The sequence below is a fragment of the Botrimarina hoheduenensis genome, from assembly GCF_007859815.1.
Lineage (GTDB): Bacteria > Planctomycetota > Planctomycetia > Pirellulales > Lacipirellulaceae > Botrimarina > Botrimarina hoheduenensis.
Genome location: NZ_SJPH01000002.1, coordinates 1 through 16792 on the forward strand (window position 1 = coordinate 1; position 16792 = coordinate 16792).

Here is a 16792-nt window from a genome sequence, read left to right on the forward strand (position 1 = left end):
CACCACAACGACACCACCGAGGGCTTCACCTGGACCAAAACCGCCAACGCCATCCTAGAGAAAGTCGCCCGGGCAAAAGCCACCCTCGATAAGATCAGGGATTAGCGACGCGGTACACTACGATGATTTTTTTACTATCGAAGAAGACCCAATCTATGTTTGGGAGGTGAACAACGGCGCGAATTGGAATCTGATCGGCACGCCGCCACCACCTCCACCACCTCCACCTCCTCCACCACCTCCTCCACCACCTCCTCCACCACCTCCTCCACCACCGCCGCCACCGCCGCCGCCGCCGCCGCCGCCTCCCGAGGGGTTAGTCACCAACGAAATCCGTATCAACTTCGATGGCATCCTGCGAGGTCAGCAGATGACCGTCGAATTGACGAGAGGGGCGATCTATAACACGCCCAGTTTTGGAGGCAACACTGCGCCTAACGGAGCGTTTGTGTCGCTAGTGCCCGCGCTCGGTAAAGACAGCTTTGTAACCATGGGGGGCCTAACGTCAGATAGTTCGCAACCCGTACTCGTTGTTGGCGGAGCAGTGAATCTGCCCGGCGCGCCCGCGCATTTTGTCTTGAACAACAATCAGATCAGCGTCACCTGGGCACCAGCGCCGGGAGTGACGATCGAGGATCAGATGGATTTCCTCATCGCACAGATATCGCTAACGGATGACGCTGAGGGCCTGCTCCGCCTGTTCAGTTCGACGGATAGCGGCCCGCCGACGATTTACCATTCACCCATCTACAACGGACATATTGAGTTCTACCCGGTCCCCGAACCCGCTTCCGGCGTGCTGCTGCTTGCGGCACTATTCGGTATTGCCAATCGCCGTGTTAATGGTCGTTGAGCCGCTTTGGCTCAATGACCCTTGCAGCTCATCGGGAAACGTCCACGAAGACTTGGCGACCTAGCGTCCTTCGACTTGCAGGACTTTCGAGTGCCGGCGTAACGAACGGAGCACGAAGTAAGCGACACCGGTCGTCGCCAGCAGCGTGACCCAAAAGGTCTCGATCGGCACGTTGCGTTCGATCACGAAGTGCTCCAGCGCCTCGATGCCCGTGTGCAACACCACCACCAGCGCTAGTCCGGTGTACTCACGCTTGAGGACGTTGCGGAGCGAGAACGGCAGCTCGGGACGCCGCCACAGCAGCGGGTTAGGGATAAATCCGGGCGTCGCTGCGACCCAGGCACTGAACTTTTCGCCGAACTTGTTGCGCAGAAAGTCTTCCTCGGCAAACATGATCCGCTCGTAGTACAGCCAGAACGCGAGCGTGTAGAGCGCGGGCAGCCACGCCTCCATCGGCACAAGCACCGCGCCCAGGCCCATCAGGTAGTTGCCCAGGTACAACGGGTGCCGAACCATCGAATAGATGCCGGACGTGTTGAGGCTCTCGGCCACTTGCGCGTGAGTGTTGCGGCCCGAGGTGCCGGCGGGCGTGTGACCGACGGTAAACACGCGCACGCCCACGCCCAGGAAGCTCACCGCCAGGCAAGAGAATTCCCAGTACTCGTGGATCTGATAGCTGCCGAACGGCCAGCGCATGCTCATGACCGCCATGATCAGCGGCACAAGAAAAACAATGGGCACATAGCTGCGATAGCGAAATAGCCAATTGCCCTGACGGACAAACTCCGAACGCATCCCCATCGGTGTCTTGCTCACTGGCTGCTGAGAGATTGGCGCTAAGCACGTGCTTAGCGGGCGGCATTCTTCCGCCTGTGATCGTCTACAGCTAGCCCAAGTTACATTACAAATCGGTCCGTGTCGGAGGCTCTGGCACAGGCTTAGCGGCTTAGCGGCTTAGCGGCTTAGCGGCTTAGCCGACTCGATATGGCACGCCAAGTTTTAAGGCGCTATTAGCCAGATCGATCTGTACGCACTGGCGGTGTCTCGGAATAATCCGCGCTTGATGGATCACTTCTTCTGGACACGGACGCCCCCCGGAACCCCCGCGATGTCGCTCTTGTTGCGTTGCTTGCTATCGGCCCTCCCGTTGCTTTCACTTGCTAGCAACGGCTACGCCGCTGGCGCCCCGACGGTCGAGCAAGCGCTCGGGCTGAAGCCGATTCAGACGGGCTTTCAGTACGACACGCCGACGGCCGACGAAGCCAAACGCTGCAGCATTAAAGCGGTGCGCGAGGGCAAGAGCACCTCATGGGTCGTGCGCGACGCGCAGGACCGCGTTCTGCGTCGGTTCGCGGACGCCAACACTGATAACGTTGTCGATACGTGGTGCTACTACGCGGCGGGGCTCGAGGTGTACCGCGATATCGACTCGGATTTCGACAGCAAGGCGGACCAGTACCGTTGGTTCCATACGGGCGGTTCCCGTTGGGGTCTCGACAAGAATCAGGACGGCAAGATCGACGTCTGGAAGCAGATCTCGCCGCAGGAGGTCGCTGAAGAGGCGGTCGCCGCCGTTAAAACGCGTGACGATGCCCGCTTCGCCCGCTTGCTGCTCAGCTCCGACGAGGCAGCGCGGCTCGGCATGGGCGAAGCACTCTCGGAGGAAGTCAAAGCGGGGCTAGCATCGGCTCGGCAGGGGTTTGTCGGCCTGATCCGTTCGCAGAAAATATTGACGGGCGACAGTCGCTTTGTTGACTTCGGAGCCGGCAAACCCGGTGTGGTCCCCGCCGGAGCGGACGGCTCGACCCAGGATTTGGTTGTCTACGAAAACGCGACCGCCCTGATCGATAACGAGGGAACTCCCACCCAGCTGCTGTTGGGCTCGCTGTTTCGTGTGGGCGATGGCTGGCGACTTGTCGAGGCGCCGACCGTCGATTCCTCGGGGCCGAAGCTGGCCAATGTCTTCTCGGTGCCGACACTGTCCGGGGTTGGTGCTATGGGATCGGCCCCCAGTGTCAACACGCAAGCCTTGCTTGCCGAGCTTGAAAAACTCGACCAGCAATCTTCCAGCGCCGCCGGTGCCGCTCTGGATCGCCTCACCGACCAGCGCGTTGATGTGCTGGAGAAACTCGCCTCGTCAGCCGTCGACAAGTCGGAGCAACGGCAGTGGTATCGTCAGCTCGCCGACCTTTTGAGCGCGAGCGCTCAAACCGGCGGCTACAAGTCGGCGGTCGCGAAGCTCGCCGAGCTCGAGCGTTCCACCGGTGTTAAGAACGCCGGCGACGACCTCCCGGCCCACATGCGCTACAAGCGGATCGGGGCCGAGTATGGCGTCTCGCTGAGCGCTGAAAAGGCCGACTACGCCAAGGTCCAGCAGGAATGGCTGGAAAAGCTCGAAGCGTTTGTTGACGCCTACCCCAAGAGCGAAGACGCGGCCGAATCCATGCTGCAACTGGGCCATATGGCGGGTGAGTTCACCGGAGAAACCAAGATCGCCGAGCGCTGGTACACACGTGTCGCGAAGGAATTTCCCCAGTCGCTGGCTGGCCGCAAGGCGAGTGGGGCCCTCAACCGCTTGAATTCCGTCGGCAAGCCGATCGCGCTGCGGGGAACCACACTCGACGGGGCGAAAGCCGACCTCACGTCGCGCGATTTCCGCGGCAAGCATGTGCTGATCCATTACTGGGCGAGCTGGTCAGACCCCGCCGAGGACATGCAAGAGATCGCCAAGCTGCAGCAGCAATACCGCGGCAAGCTGGCGGTGCTGGGTGTCAACCTCGATACGTCACGCGCAGAAGCGTCACGCATTGTGACGGCGGCCGGCGTGCGTTGGCCTCAGCTGCACGACGAACGCGGGCTCGATGGCCCGATCGCCACGGATCTGGGTGTGATGACCCTGCCGCTGATGATGCTCGTGGATGACGCCGGCCGAGTGGTCAACCGAAACCTCTACACGCCCGACCTCGCTGCGGAACTCAAGCGGCAGATTCGCTGAGCCATAACCCGCCTTAATCTCGCAAGGCCGTGGATCTAGCGACCAGCAACTACCAAGCCCAGTGACGGTTGCGGCGCGCACTGATGCCGCAATCGGGGGCCGAGCCCGAGCGTTTGCGGGATCGCTTGCGGAGGGCACGCGAACTGCGGCTACGTGCCGAGGTGCTCAGGCGGCGATCCTCGCCGGAGTCGCGCTGGGCGTTGTGGTCGTACGGGAACGCGTGGTTGGCGTAGATCATTTCAGTAGCTTTCGGCTCAGTAGCAACTCCACGGGGACGAGCCGACTGCCGTCGAGCAATCGGTCGATGACGGCAAGAAGCAATTCCGGTGCCAGCAGCGTCGCGTGCCCTGGCCGGTGCACCTCCCGCTGCTTTAAAACCTGCGGCAGCAAGATTTAGCGGCGATCCGACCCCCGCGCGTGACCGCCTCCTCCCAACAGAAAACACTCGGCCCCTTCACCGAGCTTGGGGGCATGCGCAAAGCAAGCGATTGCAACGACTTAGCCCGCGCTGGCAAGCATCAAGCTGCTCGCGGAGCATGGCTGCTCGGGCGTAAGTGCTTCGGCCCCAACGACCTGCGACATATTCACAACAGCAGGGAGACGATTCACCAAAATGGTGAAACGCTGATCGTCTCTCCCCGGACCGTAATAACGATCCGTTACAGAGAAACCAGCGGGTTCGCGGCTTGCTGGTGATCGCTAGGCCCAGCCTGCCAACGGTCTTGAAGACCCTCAGCAAAGGCGGATTCGCGAAGGCGTTGCTCGGGGAAGGATCCCGGCGTTCTCGGCTCGATAGCCAAGTAAATGCCGGTGTCTTTCGCACGGAGCGACCACCAAATTCGGGATGTCGGTCACGTACAACCTTTCGGTGCGCGACGCGTTGCGTGGCGTTAGATCATCATGCTGAGGTGGCAGGGCAACCTCCCTTAGGCCGCGGCGTAGCAACGCTACGCTGACGCACGGTTGAGCGGGGGCTGAGCCACTCCCTATGCAAGCCTGGGGCCAAACTCAGACTCAGGCCGAAAGAGGCTGCTTGATCTGGCAAGACTGGGCGGCCTTTGCTAAATCTCCGACCGAGCAAGCGCTGCAAGGACGCAGCGTCACCCCCCCCCCACGCCCCGCCGAGCCCTTACGCAATGGACAGCGTCTGGCCCACGATCCCTGCCGTCGTCTGGATCGTCACGCATCTGTGTGGCGTCGTTGCCGCATGGCTGAGCCGGCTCCCTCTTTCGTCCCGAGCGGCCGCCTTTGCACGGGGGGGACTCGCGGGCAGCTTTGTCGGAGTGGCCTGCTTCGCACTCTTTAATCCTCAGACAGAAACGCTTGGCTGGGTCGGATCAGCCGCCACGTTGGGGGTAATGACGATCGCCGCCGTGTGGGATACCGCCCGCGGAGACGCCGCGGAAGAAGACCTGACTCTCTCGCGTTTGATCGCGGTCCACGAGCTCTCGCTCGCCTCACGCCAAGCCCGCTAGCCAATCCCCCCGGGACAAGCGGCTAGCAGGCCTTTTGCTAGCACACCCAGGCGGCATGATCGGCAAGCTCGGCAGAATCGGACAAAAAGACTCCGCCCCCGTGGGGTCGGTTGCCGAAGTTAGCAACCGGAGCGGTTATTCCGGCGGTGCGACAGGTTCGCCTGACAAACGCCGATGACCGAGTCCTGCCCGGAAGCCAAGCGATTGGCGATCGGTACGCACCGCATGGGAGTGGGGCGCGTCCGCCGGGTCGCAACCGAAGCCATTGACGCCGTTATGCCGCTGCGCGTGACGGGTCTCGATCCGGGTCGCCAGACCGATCAGTTTCCTGGGGGGAGTGAAGATGCGTACCTTCGTCATGGCCTGCGCCCTTGTGGCGTTCGTCGGAGCGACTCCGGCTTGGGCCGAGTCCGCCGCCGATCAGATGGCGCAGCAGGTGGCCGACGCCCTGCGCGACAGTGGCCAGCTAGCAAATTACCGAGTCGGCGTGAAGTATGAGGATGGAGTTGCGTGGCTGCTGGGTTCGGTAACGAGCCCGGCGCAGGCGGAAGCCGCCGCGCAGATCGCCCAGTCGATCGAGGGCATTGACCATGTGGTCAACAAGCTCGAAGTAACTCCGCCGGCACCGCAGGTTGCTGACGATGCGGGGCTGCAATTGGCGGCGATGGAAGAGCAGGCGGCCGCTCCGGCACCGCTGCCCCCCAACCCGCAAGCCATGCCGGCACCGATCAACCGCGGTATGCCGCGGCCGATCCAGCGGGTCGCCCAGATGCCGCAGGGCCAGCAGGGTCAGATGCCGATCCAGTCAGCCTGCTACGGCGGCGTGAACGGCGGTGGGATGGGAACGCCTCAGGGCTACAGCACCGGTGGTTCTGGCGGCGCGAGCTACGACCAGGCGAATATGCCCGGCTACGCTTGGCCCAGTTACGCTGCTCACCCGAACTACGCCGCTCTTTCGTATCCCAAGCAGTACTCGGCGAGCGCTTGGCCCTACATCGGCCCGTTCTATCCCTATCCGCAGGTCCCGCTGGGATGGCGGAAGGTGACCCTCGAGTGGGACGACGGCTGGTGGTTCATGGACTTCAGCCACCACAAGGGGCACTGAGCCCTCGCGGTCTGAGAGTCAGCGACAGCAACAAGTAAGCAACGCCCGCGGGAGAGCAACTCTCCCGCGGGCGTTGCTGTTTTGAAGCCCGGGCGACGGCTGCGTTCCCTGAAAGGGGCCGTCGTCCGTCTTGCTAGCGTCGCCGCCGAGCATCCAATCCGCAGAGTCTGCCCGCTTTTTCGGATTAATCCGCAAGTTCGGCCCAGCTTCACACGATACAGAGACTATCGACAGACATGGCAGCCGGCGGCGCGAGACTGCGTGCCGCTGCTTCCTTTTGACGCGGGCTGGGGATCGCCCCCCGCCCGGCGCCTCGCACGCAGATACAAGGTCTCTCTCGATGGCACGGCTTCGCACCTCGCAACGGACCTACGCCCTAACCGCCGCCCTGATTATGGGCTCCTCGACGCTTGGCACGTCAGGATGCTTCTGGGGGATCGTCGGACAGGGACCCAGTCTCGGTATCGCCGGCTTGCCGATCCCGATCTCTCCCTACTTGCAAGAGAAGGAAGAGGACAAGTATTGGCAACACGAACGGTACGATCGCGTGCCGATCCTCGGTCCGATCACCAGTGGCGGTGCGCCGATCGCGCTCGATACGCCTAGTGACGACGAGGTGATGCGCGCCCTCGAGAAGGCCCGCCCGGTTGAGGGGGGTATCCCCCTGCTCTGGGAACGCAACCGCAACGACGTGCGGATCATCAAAGAGAAGATCGCTGACTACGTCGATCCGGTGCGGGTGTACCCGATGATCGGCCCGGCTCAGCAGCACCACGCTCACTACAAGTGCACGATCTACTACGAAGACGTACGCCGCGTCGGCTGGCCCGTCCCGCACACGCTCCGCGATGAAGACGCTCGCGAAGTGGTCTACATCGACCACAACCACCTTCACATGGTGGGTGACGTCGACGGCGGCACCGGCATCTGACGCCCAGTCGTAGATCCTACCAATCTAACGGGGACCGACCGCGTGCTCGCCTTTGAGCCGCGGTCGGTCACCTTGCATTCACGGGGCGAACGAGCGAGATGCAAACCGAATCTCCCGACAGCCTGCTCGACCTGCTGCTGGCAAGCGGCCCGCTCGTTTGGCCGATCTTGCTGGCATCGATCGTGATGATGCTGTGCGTGCTCGAGCGGGCCATCGCGCTACGACGCCGCCGGGTGGCTCCGAAACGGTTCGTGCAGTGCCTGCTCGCACAGGTCGAAGAAAACGGCGATCGAGACGCCGCTCTCGATCTTTGCGAAGAGGAGCCCAGTCACGTAGCACGAGTCTTTGCCGCGGGATTGCGCCGGTGGGGTAAACCGGCCGTCGAAGTGGAGCAAGCCGTGCTCGACGAGGGGGAGCGTTGCGCTGCCTCGCTGCGCCGCTATCTGCGGATCGTTAGTGGGGTGGCCAACATCTGCCCGCTGCTTGGTTTGCTCGGGACGGTCTGGGGGATGCGCGTCGCGTTCGATCAGATCGCAGGGTCCAGCGCGATGGGGCGGCCGGAACTGCTGGCCGGAGGCATCAGCCAAGCCCTGCTATCAACGGCTGCCGGCCTCGCGGTCGCGATTCCCGCCATGATTTTCTATCTGCACTTCACCGGTCGTGCGGATTCGCTCGTCATGGAAATCGACCGGCACGGACAGTCGCTGGTGAATCTGATCTCGGCCGAGGCGCTCGAGGACCGCCGCAGCACGCGCCGGAAGCGGGCCGCCTGATTCTCAGAGGGTCGCCCCCTTTCTCCCGCTCGGCCCTGCGGTGCGACGCTGCTTGCAAGAACGCCCCTAGCGACACGCCCCGATGCCCCTAAAAACCTCTAGCGATGACCCGCTGCAGCTAAACCTGACGCCGATGATCGACGTCGTGTTTCTGCTTGTGATCTTCTTTATGACCGCCACACAGTTTGCGCAGGTCGAACGAGCGATCGAGATCGAGTTGCCGACGGTCGGGGCCGAAGGGGCCACCGCTGCGACGCCCGATCAGCCGAGCGTGATCACCGTGCTGGCCGACGGTCGGCTGGAGCTGAACAGCAAGCCGATCGAGCCCGACGAACTCGATGCCCGCTTGCGTGATGCCGCGATTGATAACCCCGACCACAGCGTGCTGATCCACGGCGACGCGCGCTGCAATTTTCAGCACATCGCCTCGACGCTGGCGTCTTGTCGCGCAGCGGGGATCGCCGATGTGGGCGTTTCCGTCGAGACCGTTGCCGACCGTGGCAGCGTGGTCCGCTAACCCGCCGGAGACGTAGGGCCGATGCTCCTCGCGGTGGTTTTAGCGAACGGCGTAGTCGCCCTGGCGGGCGTTGCACTGCTGGCATGCCTGGTCGTATTCGCAGCGACTTTCACACGTTGGGGGCGCAGGCGGGTGATGGCGCGCTATGCCGCCGCATCGGTTGCTGCGCACCTCCTCCTGCTGCTGCTCGCGGCTAGCGTACGACAGGGCAATCCAGCACCGGGTGCCGAAGCGGCCCCGACCGTGCGCGTGCAGATTGTGATGCGGAAGCCGAGCGACTCTTCGCCAGCGAAGCAAGCAAGCGAAACCACACCCTCTGCTGAGGCAAACGAACCGCGCGCGGAATCCGCTGCGGACGAACTTGCCCAACATGCCGCCACAGCCCCCGCTGCTGAGGCCGACACCGCTTTGGCTGACGCGTCGATAGAAGTGCCACCGGCACCCGAGCCTGAGCCCGTCGCGCCCAGCGTTGCCGCAAAGCCCGAATCAGGCGCAGCGACGCAACCGATGGCCGCTGCCGATTCAGAACCCGTTCCCCTGGTAGAACCGTCGGAGAGTTTGGCCGCCGAACCGCTCGCCGAATCGACGATGCTGCTCGAAAGTCTCCTCACCAACCAGCCGACCTCGCTCAACGATCCCCCCAGCGTGGTAACTCCGCTCGACATGAGCACGCAAGTTACCCAGGACGTCGCCCCAGCGGGATCGACGGTGCCGTCCACCGCGAAAGATCCCGCCTCCGCGGCAAACCAAGCCGCCTGGCAATCGACCTATACCACTCGGGGTGCCCTCCAACGAAGACGCCTTGCGGAACGCGACGGCGGCGATGCCCAGACGGAAGACGCTGTCGCTCGGGGTGTCGATTGGCTGGCGCGCGCGCAACGAGCGGACGGTGGCTGGGATACGGTTCGCTGGGGAGCTGGCCGCGAAGACCGCGTCTTGGGGGAAGACCGCGGCTCAGCCGGCAAGCAGGCCCAGACCGGGCTAACAGGACTTGCGCTGTTGGCGATGCAGGGCGCGGGCCACACGCACCTCGACGGACCCTACAGCGCGACGATCACCGCGGGTCTGGCGTATCTCATCGATCAGCAACAAGTCGGCGGCGACCGCGATGGCGATCTCTCCGGAGACGCAACCCTTTACGCTCGCACCTACTGCCACTCGATGGCAACCTTTGCTCTGGCCGAAGCTTACGCCACCACCGGCGATGAGCGGCTCGGCAGCGCGGTGCGGCGCGCAACCGGGTTCCTCGAAAGAACCCAGAACGCCACCTATGGTGGATGGCGCTATGTGCCCGGCGACCGTGGCGACATGAGCCAGATGGGCTGGGCCGTCATGGCCCTCCGCAGCGCGGAGCTTGCTGGCGTGCCGATCCGACCGAGCGTGTGGGACGGCATCGAACAGTTTCTTGCTTCCGTGGCAATGGGCCGCTCTCGTGGTCTTGCTTGCTACCGACCGGGCGGAGGGCCAACCCCCACCATGACCGCCGAGGCACTCTACTGTCGCCAGATCCTGGGCCGGGCACGCACCCAGCCGGCGGCTGGTCGAGAGGCGATCGGGCTGCTGGCACAAAACCTTCCCGAGTCGGGAGGCCGGCGGCCTCCTAACCTGTATTACTGGTACTACGGTACGCTGGCCCTGCACCACGAGCGAAACACCTCGTCCGACGCGCAAGCCGCTTGGTCCGCATGGAATGCCGGTATGAAGCAGGAATTGGTCCCCCGACAAGTGGTCGATGGCCCCAACCTCGGCAGCTGGCGGCCCGACACGCTGTGGGGGGGCTACGGCGGAAGGGTGTACACCACCGCCCTCGCGACCATGTGCCTCGAGGTCTACTACCGGTACGACCCGGACGAAATCGGCCGCGATCCGTGGCTCGCCAGCCGCGGTGCCCAGCCCTCTGCCCCCACGGGCGGAACCCGTTTGTGGCGCTAAACGGCTGGTTGCAGCGCCCCGCGAGCGTTTGACGCTTGGCTCGCCGGACGTAGACTAAAGGTAACCATTATCGAGGCTTACTACCGCTCGGCGTCCACAAGCCGCCGCTCCGGGATCTGAACGGTTCATTATGTTTACACCCGGCCCACTCCAGCTGCTGATCGTCTTGGCGATCGTGCTCTTGCTTTTCGGCAGCCGCTTGCCGTCGCTCGCGCGTTCGTTCGGTCAGAGCATTACCGAGTTCAAAAAGGGTATCAAGGAAGTTGAGGACCACAGCGATGACAGCACGCATCCTGGTAAAACCGGTTAGCGGCTGTTACCCCGTCTTGTTGCGTTTTCGGCCCCCGCCAATTCATCACTCTCCCGCCACCCCTATCAACTGTCTGCAGTGACGCCACTCGCCTTCTTCTCGATGAGCCCGATGGAGTTGCTGATCGTTGGCGTGGTCGCCGTGCTGCTCTTCGGCAGCAAGCTGCCATCGGTCGCCCGCTCGGCGGGCAAAAGCCTGACCGAGTTCAAACGCGGCATGCGCGACATGCAAGACGAGTTTCATCGGACCGTCCAAGCGGCGGACCTAGAAGAATCCGCGCGCAAGCGGATGGGGGATCAATCTGCCACCCCCACAGCGAGCCCCGATCCCGATGATCTGATCGCTGAGTCCGGAGCGCAGGGCGCTGCCGTGAGCCCACCGACCGGGCCGGCAAAGGTCTAGTCCTTGCCCGTGGCTGCAGGAGCCTTCCTGGGCACCGCAGGCAACGTCTAGCGGTGACTCCGAGGCCACAGTATGATTCGCAGCTACCGGCGGCTCCCAAACGAAGGAGCCCCATGCCGGGCGATTAGCTCAGTTGGTTAGAGCGCTGTGTTCACACCGCAGAGGTCACTGGTTCGAGTCCAGTATCGCCCACTCGTTGTAAGTCTTGCCGAATCCTAGCTTTGTGGTACCCGTCGACGTTCGACGGAGCGGCGTTTTCCACCCGGGTTTTTGAGTACGTACTCAAAAACTCTGGGCAATCTGGAGAACCCTCGCTATGCCACGTCCCAAGAAGCTGATTCCCTCTTATCGCAAGCACCGCGCCAGCGGACAGGCCGTCGTCAACGTCAATGGCCGGACCGTCTATCTCGGCCCGCATGGCACACGCGCCAGCCATCGCGAGTACGACCGCGTCATCGCCGAGTGGCTTGCACGCGGAAGAGCCCCTGAACCAACCGCCGACCGGCGGATCTCGGTCGTGGAGCTCTGTGCTCGCTACCTTACGTTCGCCAAGACCTACTACCAAAAGAACGGCCGCTGCACCAAAGTCGTCCCCGGCGTGAAGTGCGTCATCCGCTACTTACGCGAATGGTACGGCCGCGAACCGGCAGCCGACTTCGGTCCCATCGCGCTCAAGGCGATCCGTCAACGAATGGTCGAAGATGGCCTGAGCCGACGCTACGTCAACGATCACGTCGATCGCGTGAAGCGAATGTTCAAGTGGGCCGCCAGCGAGCAGCTCGTGCCCCACGAGACGTACCACGCGCTCGCCCTAGTAGCGGGTCTGCGTCGTGGAAAAACGGCGGCGCGCGAAACGAAACCGATCCCCCCCGTGGACGACGCGACAGTCAACGCCACGCTCCCCTTCCTCTCGACGGTGGTTGGCGACATGGTGCGTCTGCAGCGCTTGACCGGCATGCGTCCGGCGGAGGTTTGCCAGCTGCGGCCGTGCGATCTGGATCGGACCGAGGAGGTATGGGTCTTTACGCCCGCCTCCCACAAGACCGAGCACCATGGCCGTGAGCGAACCATCTTTATCGGCCCTCGTGGGCAAGCGCTGCTTGAGAAGTACCTGCACGGCGATCCGCAGCGTTGCTGCTTCCGGCCGTGCGACGCCGAAGCCGAGCGGCTGGCCAAGCGGTCTAAAAGCCGCAAGGTTCCTTTAGCGTACGGCAATCGCCCGGGCACCAATCGCAAGACGCAGCCCCAGCGATCGCCTGGGGAATGCTATGAAACGGACGCCTATCGCCGTGCGATTCATCGGGCTTGCGACCGGGCCTTCCCCCACCCCACGCTGAAGCCGTGTACCGATCTGACGAGCGCCGAGCAGGCAGCGCTCAATGCGTGGCAATCCGCACATCGCTGGAGCCCCAACCGGCTTCGCCATACGGCGGCGACGGAGGTGCGGAAGCGCTTCGGGCTGGAGCACGCGCAAGTCATGCTGGGACACGCCTCCGCGAACGTGACGCAGATCTATGCCGAGCGTGATCACGCCAAGGGGGTCGAGGTAGCCAAAGCGCTTGGGTAGAAGGCCTTTCTACGAAGGTCGCCATCAATGCCTTACTGGCTATGGTTTGACCTATAAGGCATTAATTGCTATATATATCTTTGTACTCACAGGCTTCATGTTGGTTGTATTTAAAGCATAACAGCTGCAACAACCTCCGCGGGCCTCGTATCGATCATTCCGTACCGAAGGAACGAAACCATGGATTTGGCGGGCACAACCATTCAGGAAGATTTTTCTGCCGGCGAGGAATCGCCGCTCGATTTTACCAATGCCGATCACATCATGTCGCGTTCGCTGGTCAACTGGAATGTGGCCGAGCTTGCCGCGTTTGACGGAGCGATCGACAAGTGGCTCAGCACGCTAACCGGCGAATGGCTCGAAACAGCCTACACCGCTTGGAGAAGCGATGAACTCACGGTATTGATCACCTTGATCGAAGCCGGACTCGTCGAAATGCAAGAGCACTATGACACAGGCGTAGTAATTCTCTGTGGATGCGTGTGGAACGACAACGAAAAAATCCAGCTGCACGAGCAATTCGACTTACGCCTCACTCATGAGGGAAAGAGCGCGAAGGAGGATCTAAAAGACGCCTTATCACGCGGGATTGTGTTTGCCTGCGTCCGAGGGGCCACGCCTTTCACTCGTGGCATCCGCGCGGAGCCTACGGTTCGCCACATCAGCAACGGCCGCAAAGAACCCGGCCGGCGGCCTGATCCCACCGTCGAACGGCGTCGAGCGCAAGTGCAATTACTCACTGACGAGGGGCACTCACCGGGCGAAATCGCTGCGCAGTTGAAGGTGGCGGTCGCCACAATTCGGCAGGACGTGCGGCGCAATAAACAGGAACGCCATGACAAAACGTGACAGAATATTCTGTCACGCCCCTCGGCCGCTTTTCTCAGCGACCACTAGAACCCTTTAAAAACCGACGAATTCTCCGAATTCGTTGGTTTTTTGTTTTTGGTGTTCACTCGAATTATGTCACGGCAAGCTTCTGGTACGCGAAGGCGAATTTCGCTTTTGCAGGTATCGCACAAAGGAGCTTCGCGGTGACAAGCCTGATGGATGAGAAGCGGCTGACCTTAACCGAGTTGGCCAAGCGGGAGCGGGTAAACGTTTGCACGGTTTGGCGATGGGCCCAGCGTGGGGCGAAAGGGGTTCGCTTGGAGACCTTCAGCGTGGGCGGACGCCGGTACACCACGCAAGAAGCCTTCCGGCGGTTTGTATCGGGCACGACACGGGCAGCTCAGGGGACCGAGGCGGGCCATTCGTCTTGCGTAGCCGAGGATCACGAATTCGCGGCGGCGGATGCCTTCCTCGATGCCGAGGGGGTTTGAGGTCGTGCAATGAACGATCTGACATCTAGCAATCTGTCTTCATCGACTTCAAAAGACGAACAGGCCAACAGCTGTGGGGTCCTCGACAGTGCGCGTTACTACACACAGCGTGGCTGGTCGGTGATCCCCCTGCCCTTCCGGTCGAAGAATCCGGGCTTTGACGAGTGGCCGCAGCTTCGACTTGGCGAAGGTGACCTACCTCACCATTTCAACGGCCATCCTCAAAACATCGGCGTGCTCCTGGGCGAGCCGTCGGATTGGCTGATCGACATCGATCTGGATCATCCTCGCGCGATTGAACTTGCGGCCGACTATCTGCCCCCGACCGATCTGCGATTCGGGCGTCCCAGCAAGCCGGAGTCGCACTGGATTTACCGGGTCAGTGGCCCGATCGCGACGAAGAAGCACCGCAGCAAGTCCGACGGCATGATCGTCGAGCTGCGGTCGACCGGCGCCCAGACGGTGTTCCCGCCCAGCACTCATGAATTAGGCGAGGCGATCGAGTTCGTCGATCCGGCAGCTGAACCGGCCCTAGTTGATCCCGAAGAACTTCAGGAAGCGGTCAAGTTGCTGGCCGATGCGGTCAAGGCTGAGCTGGGTGAAAAGCCCGCACCGCGGATGACCGAGAAGCCGCAGAAGGTCGCTCGCCTTGCGGCGCAGGACAAGCAGCAACCGATCGACGTCGCGCCAGCGGAACGCTCCAAGCGAGCACTGCAGTTGATTCTGCGGATGAGCGTTCCTGATCACCAGGATGGGTCGCTACGTCTCTTCGCGGCAGCGTGCCGGTGTGTCGAGTTCGACCTTTCCGACGACGAAGCCTGCACTCTCCTGCGAAACTACATTCGGCTCCAGCCGTTTCCTCGCGACTGGACAGACGACGAAATCCTCAAACGCGTTTCCGACGCACGCAATAAGGTAACGGCGGGGGCAGCGCTACAGCCCGACAAAGATCACGAGGGGCTCGTCGCGCTCGGCTCGCGCGACCCGGATTCCGGTCGGGTTGTGCTGTCGCCCAAGCGAACGTTGCCAACCGCAGTCGCCTTCGTCGCCGAGAACCACCAGCACCGCGACGGCCGTACCCTGCACTGCCACGCCGAGATGCTGATGGAGTGGAACGGCAGCCGCTACGTCCCGCTTGAAGAAGGAACGCTGAAGAGCCGGCTGTATCCGTGGCTGCACGAGGCGGTGCGCTACGTTCTCGATCGCGAAACTAAGGCGATGGCGCTCGCCCCCTTCGACGCCAATCCGGCGTCGGTCAACGCGGCGCTCGACACGATCAAAGCCGAAGTCCATCTGCCAGCGACCTTATCGGCGCCAGTCTGGCTTGATGGACGCCCTGATCCGCCTCCCGACGAACTGCTGGTCGGCAAGTCGAAGCTGCTCCATCTGCCAAGCGGTAAGGAGCTTGACGCTTCGCCCCAGTTGTTTGTCACGAACGCCCTCGAGTTCGACCCGGATCCCCATGCGGCGGAGCCGATGGCTTGGCACGACTTCTTGCACCAGCTGTTCGATGGCGATCTTCAATCCCTGGAGCTCCTGCAGGAGTGGTTCGGCTACGCGCTTACCACGGATACGTCCCAGCAGAAGATGCTGCTCATGGTCGGACCGCGTCGGGGGGGTAAGGGCACGATCGCCCGCGTCCTGAGACAGCTGATTGGCGAGGGTAACGTAGCGGGGCCAACCACATCCTCTCTGGCGGGGTCGTTCGGCCTCCAGCCCCTTATTGGCAAGTCGCTGGCGATCGTGAGCGACGCCCGCTTCTCCGGCGACGGGATCGCGACGGTCGTTGAGCGGCTGCTCACGATCAGCGGTGAAGACGCCGTATCGATCGACCGCAAGTATCTGTCCGCGGTCACCCTGAAGCTGCCGACACGCTTCATGTTCTTGACCAACGAGTTCCCGCGGTTCAGTGACGCCAGCGGCGCTCTGGCCGGACGTTTCATGATCTTGCACCTCACCCAGAGCTTCTACGGGCGCGAGGACACCGGGCTGACCAAGCGTCTCCTGGACGAGTTGCCGGGGATCCTCAACTGGGCCATCGAAGGTTGGAAGCGACTCCGCGAACGCGGCCACTTCGTCATGCCCGCCTCCGGCGTCGAAGCGATGCGTGAGCTTGAGGAACTGAGCTCGCCGGTAAAGGCGTTCGTGCGAGGTCACTGCCTAATCAGCGACGCCGCCCGAGTCGACGTCGACGATCTGTATTGCGCATGGACGCGTTGGTGCGAATCGGAGGGGCGATCGAAGCCCACGACGAAGCAGGTCTTCGGGCGGGATTTAAAGGCGGCGTATCCATCCGTAATGCGTCGCGATGGCACTTACAAACCCTTCTACCAGGGCATCGACCTAGAGAAGTAATCAACCGTATTGAATGCCTCCGCGACAGAACACCCCCGCAGTACCCCCGCAGTCCATACGTCCACTGCGGGGTCACTCGCAAGGGTATTACAGAGGTTTTTCGAACTACCCCCTCGAACCCCGCGGTCTTCCGAAAAACTATCGCGGATGCGCGCGCACGCGCGGGGAAGCAGAAAAAACAATGCGTACCCCCGCGGGGGTTCGAGGGGGTGCGCGGGGGTGAAGCTTCACAACACGCCCCCACCAGCGCCACGA

At 62.6% G+C, this 16792-nt stretch carries 17 protein-coding genes and 1 tRNA gene; 15 read left to right on the plus strand and 3 right to left on the minus strand.

What is annotated here, in order from left to right; translation table 11 throughout:
- The first annotated feature begins 370 nt into the window (after window positions 1-370).
- A complete protein-coding gene (locus tag Pla111_RS17130) occupies window positions 371-853 on the plus strand; it encodes a PEP-CTERM sorting domain-containing protein (RefSeq protein ID WP_197524733.1) in 483 nt (160 codons plus the stop codon).
- 60 nt (window positions 854-913) lie between these two features.
- On the opposite strand, the gene Pla111_RS03825 is transcribed toward Pla111_RS17130, so the two are convergent.
- A complete protein-coding gene (locus Pla111_RS03825) occupies window positions 914-1669 on the minus strand; it encodes a methyltransferase family protein (RefSeq protein ID WP_146571592.1) in 756 nt (251 codons plus the stop codon).
- Between the two features lie 292 nt (window positions 1670-1961).
- Here Pla111_RS03825 and Pla111_RS03830 point away from each other — a divergent pair, with 292 nt between their 5' ends.
- Entirely contained in the window at window positions 1962-3848 is a 1887-nt protein-coding gene (locus Pla111_RS03830) for a TlpA disulfide reductase family protein (protein ID WP_146571594.1), read from the plus strand.
- Between the two features lie 49 nt (window positions 3849-3897).
- Here Pla111_RS03830 and Pla111_RS03835 read toward each other — a convergent pair whose 3' ends face one another.
- Window positions 3898-4086 (minus strand): hypothetical protein, encoded by a 189-nt coding sequence (locus tag Pla111_RS03835; RefSeq protein WP_146571596.1) that lies wholly within the window; start codon window positions 4084-4086, stop codon window positions 3898-3900.
- Window positions 4087-4984: 898 nt separating this feature from the next.
- Here Pla111_RS03835 and Pla111_RS03840 point away from each other — a divergent pair.
- Window positions 4985-5323 carry a hypothetical protein gene (locus Pla111_RS03840; RefSeq protein WP_146571598.1) on the plus strand — a complete coding sequence of 113 codons (339 nt, stop codon included), beginning with the start codon at window positions 4985-4987 and terminating at the stop codon, window positions 5321-5323.
- Window positions 5324-5458: 135 nt separating this feature from the next.
- On the opposite strand, the gene Pla111_RS03845 is transcribed toward Pla111_RS03840, so the two are convergent.
- On the minus strand, window positions 5459-5683 hold the full coding sequence (locus Pla111_RS03845) for a hypothetical protein (protein WP_146571600.1): 225 nt from the start codon (window positions 5681-5683) through the stop codon (window positions 5459-5461).
- Between Pla111_RS03845 and Pla111_RS03850 the strand changes: the two genes are divergently transcribed.
- From Pla111_RS03850 to Pla111_RS03905, 12 genes are all read left to right on the plus strand, one after another.
- Complete coding sequence (locus tag Pla111_RS03850) at window positions 5667-6428, plus strand: BON domain-containing protein (RefSeq protein WP_146571602.1); 762 nt, start codon at window positions 5667-5669, stop codon at window positions 6426-6428. The two genes, Pla111_RS03845 and Pla111_RS03850, sit on opposite strands and share 17 nt — an antisense overlap.
- Before the next feature lie 394 nt (window positions 6429-6822).
- The gene (locus tag Pla111_RS03855) at window positions 6823-7359 is read left to right on the plus strand and encodes a hypothetical protein (protein ID WP_391581013.1); all 537 of its coding nucleotides are present in this window, start codon (window positions 6823-6825) and stop codon (window positions 7357-7359) included.
- 98 nt (window positions 7360-7457) lie between these two features.
- Window positions 7458-8132 carry a MotA/TolQ/ExbB proton channel family protein gene (locus Pla111_RS03860; protein ID WP_146571605.1) on the plus strand — a complete coding sequence of 225 codons (675 nt, stop codon included), beginning with the start codon at window positions 7458-7460 and terminating at the stop codon, window positions 8130-8132.
- A gap of 82 nt (window positions 8133-8214) precedes the next feature.
- A complete protein-coding gene (locus Pla111_RS03865) occupies window positions 8215-8649 on the plus strand; it encodes an ExbD/TolR family protein (RefSeq protein ID WP_146571607.1) in 435 nt (144 codons plus the stop codon).
- Between the two features lie 21 nt (window positions 8650-8670).
- Entirely contained in the window at window positions 8671-10581 is a 1911-nt protein-coding gene (locus Pla111_RS03870) for a hypothetical protein (RefSeq protein ID WP_146571609.1), read from the plus strand.
- A gap of 130 nt (window positions 10582-10711) precedes the next feature.
- Window positions 10712-10891 (plus strand): Sec-independent protein translocase subunit TatA/TatB, encoded by a 180-nt coding sequence (locus Pla111_RS03875; protein WP_146571611.1) that lies wholly within the window; start codon window positions 10712-10714, stop codon window positions 10889-10891.
- A 78-nt stretch (window positions 10892-10969) separates the two neighbouring features.
- On the plus strand, window positions 10970-11293 hold the full coding sequence (locus Pla111_RS03880) for a Sec-independent protein translocase subunit TatA/TatB (RefSeq protein WP_146571613.1): 324 nt from the start codon (window positions 10970-10972) through the stop codon (window positions 11291-11293).
- Window positions 11294-11411: 118 nt separating this feature from the next.
- Window positions 11412-11485: transfer RNA gene (locus tag Pla111_RS03885), tRNA-Val, on the plus strand.
- 124 nt (window positions 11486-11609) lie between these two features.
- Window positions 11610-12860: a tyrosine-type recombinase/integrase gene (locus Pla111_RS03890; protein WP_146571615.1), complete on the plus strand. Its 1251-nt coding sequence runs from the start codon at window positions 11610-11612 to the stop codon at window positions 12858-12860.
- Between the two features lie 180 nt (window positions 12861-13040).
- Window positions 13041-13709 (plus strand): helix-turn-helix domain-containing protein, encoded by a 669-nt coding sequence (locus Pla111_RS03895; RefSeq protein ID WP_146571617.1) that lies wholly within the window; start codon window positions 13041-13043, stop codon window positions 13707-13709.
- A 185-nt stretch (window positions 13710-13894) separates the two neighbouring features.
- Window positions 13895-14182 (plus strand): DUF1580 domain-containing protein, encoded by a 288-nt coding sequence (locus Pla111_RS03900; RefSeq protein WP_146571619.1) that lies wholly within the window; start codon window positions 13895-13897, stop codon window positions 14180-14182.
- Window positions 14183-14191: 9 nt separating this feature from the next.
- Window positions 14192-16537, plus strand: a complete 2346-nt coding sequence (locus tag Pla111_RS03905; RefSeq protein ID WP_146571621.1) for a phage/plasmid primase, P4 family — start codon at window positions 14192-14194, stop codon at window positions 16535-16537.
- Window positions 16538-16792 lie beyond the last annotated feature (255 nt).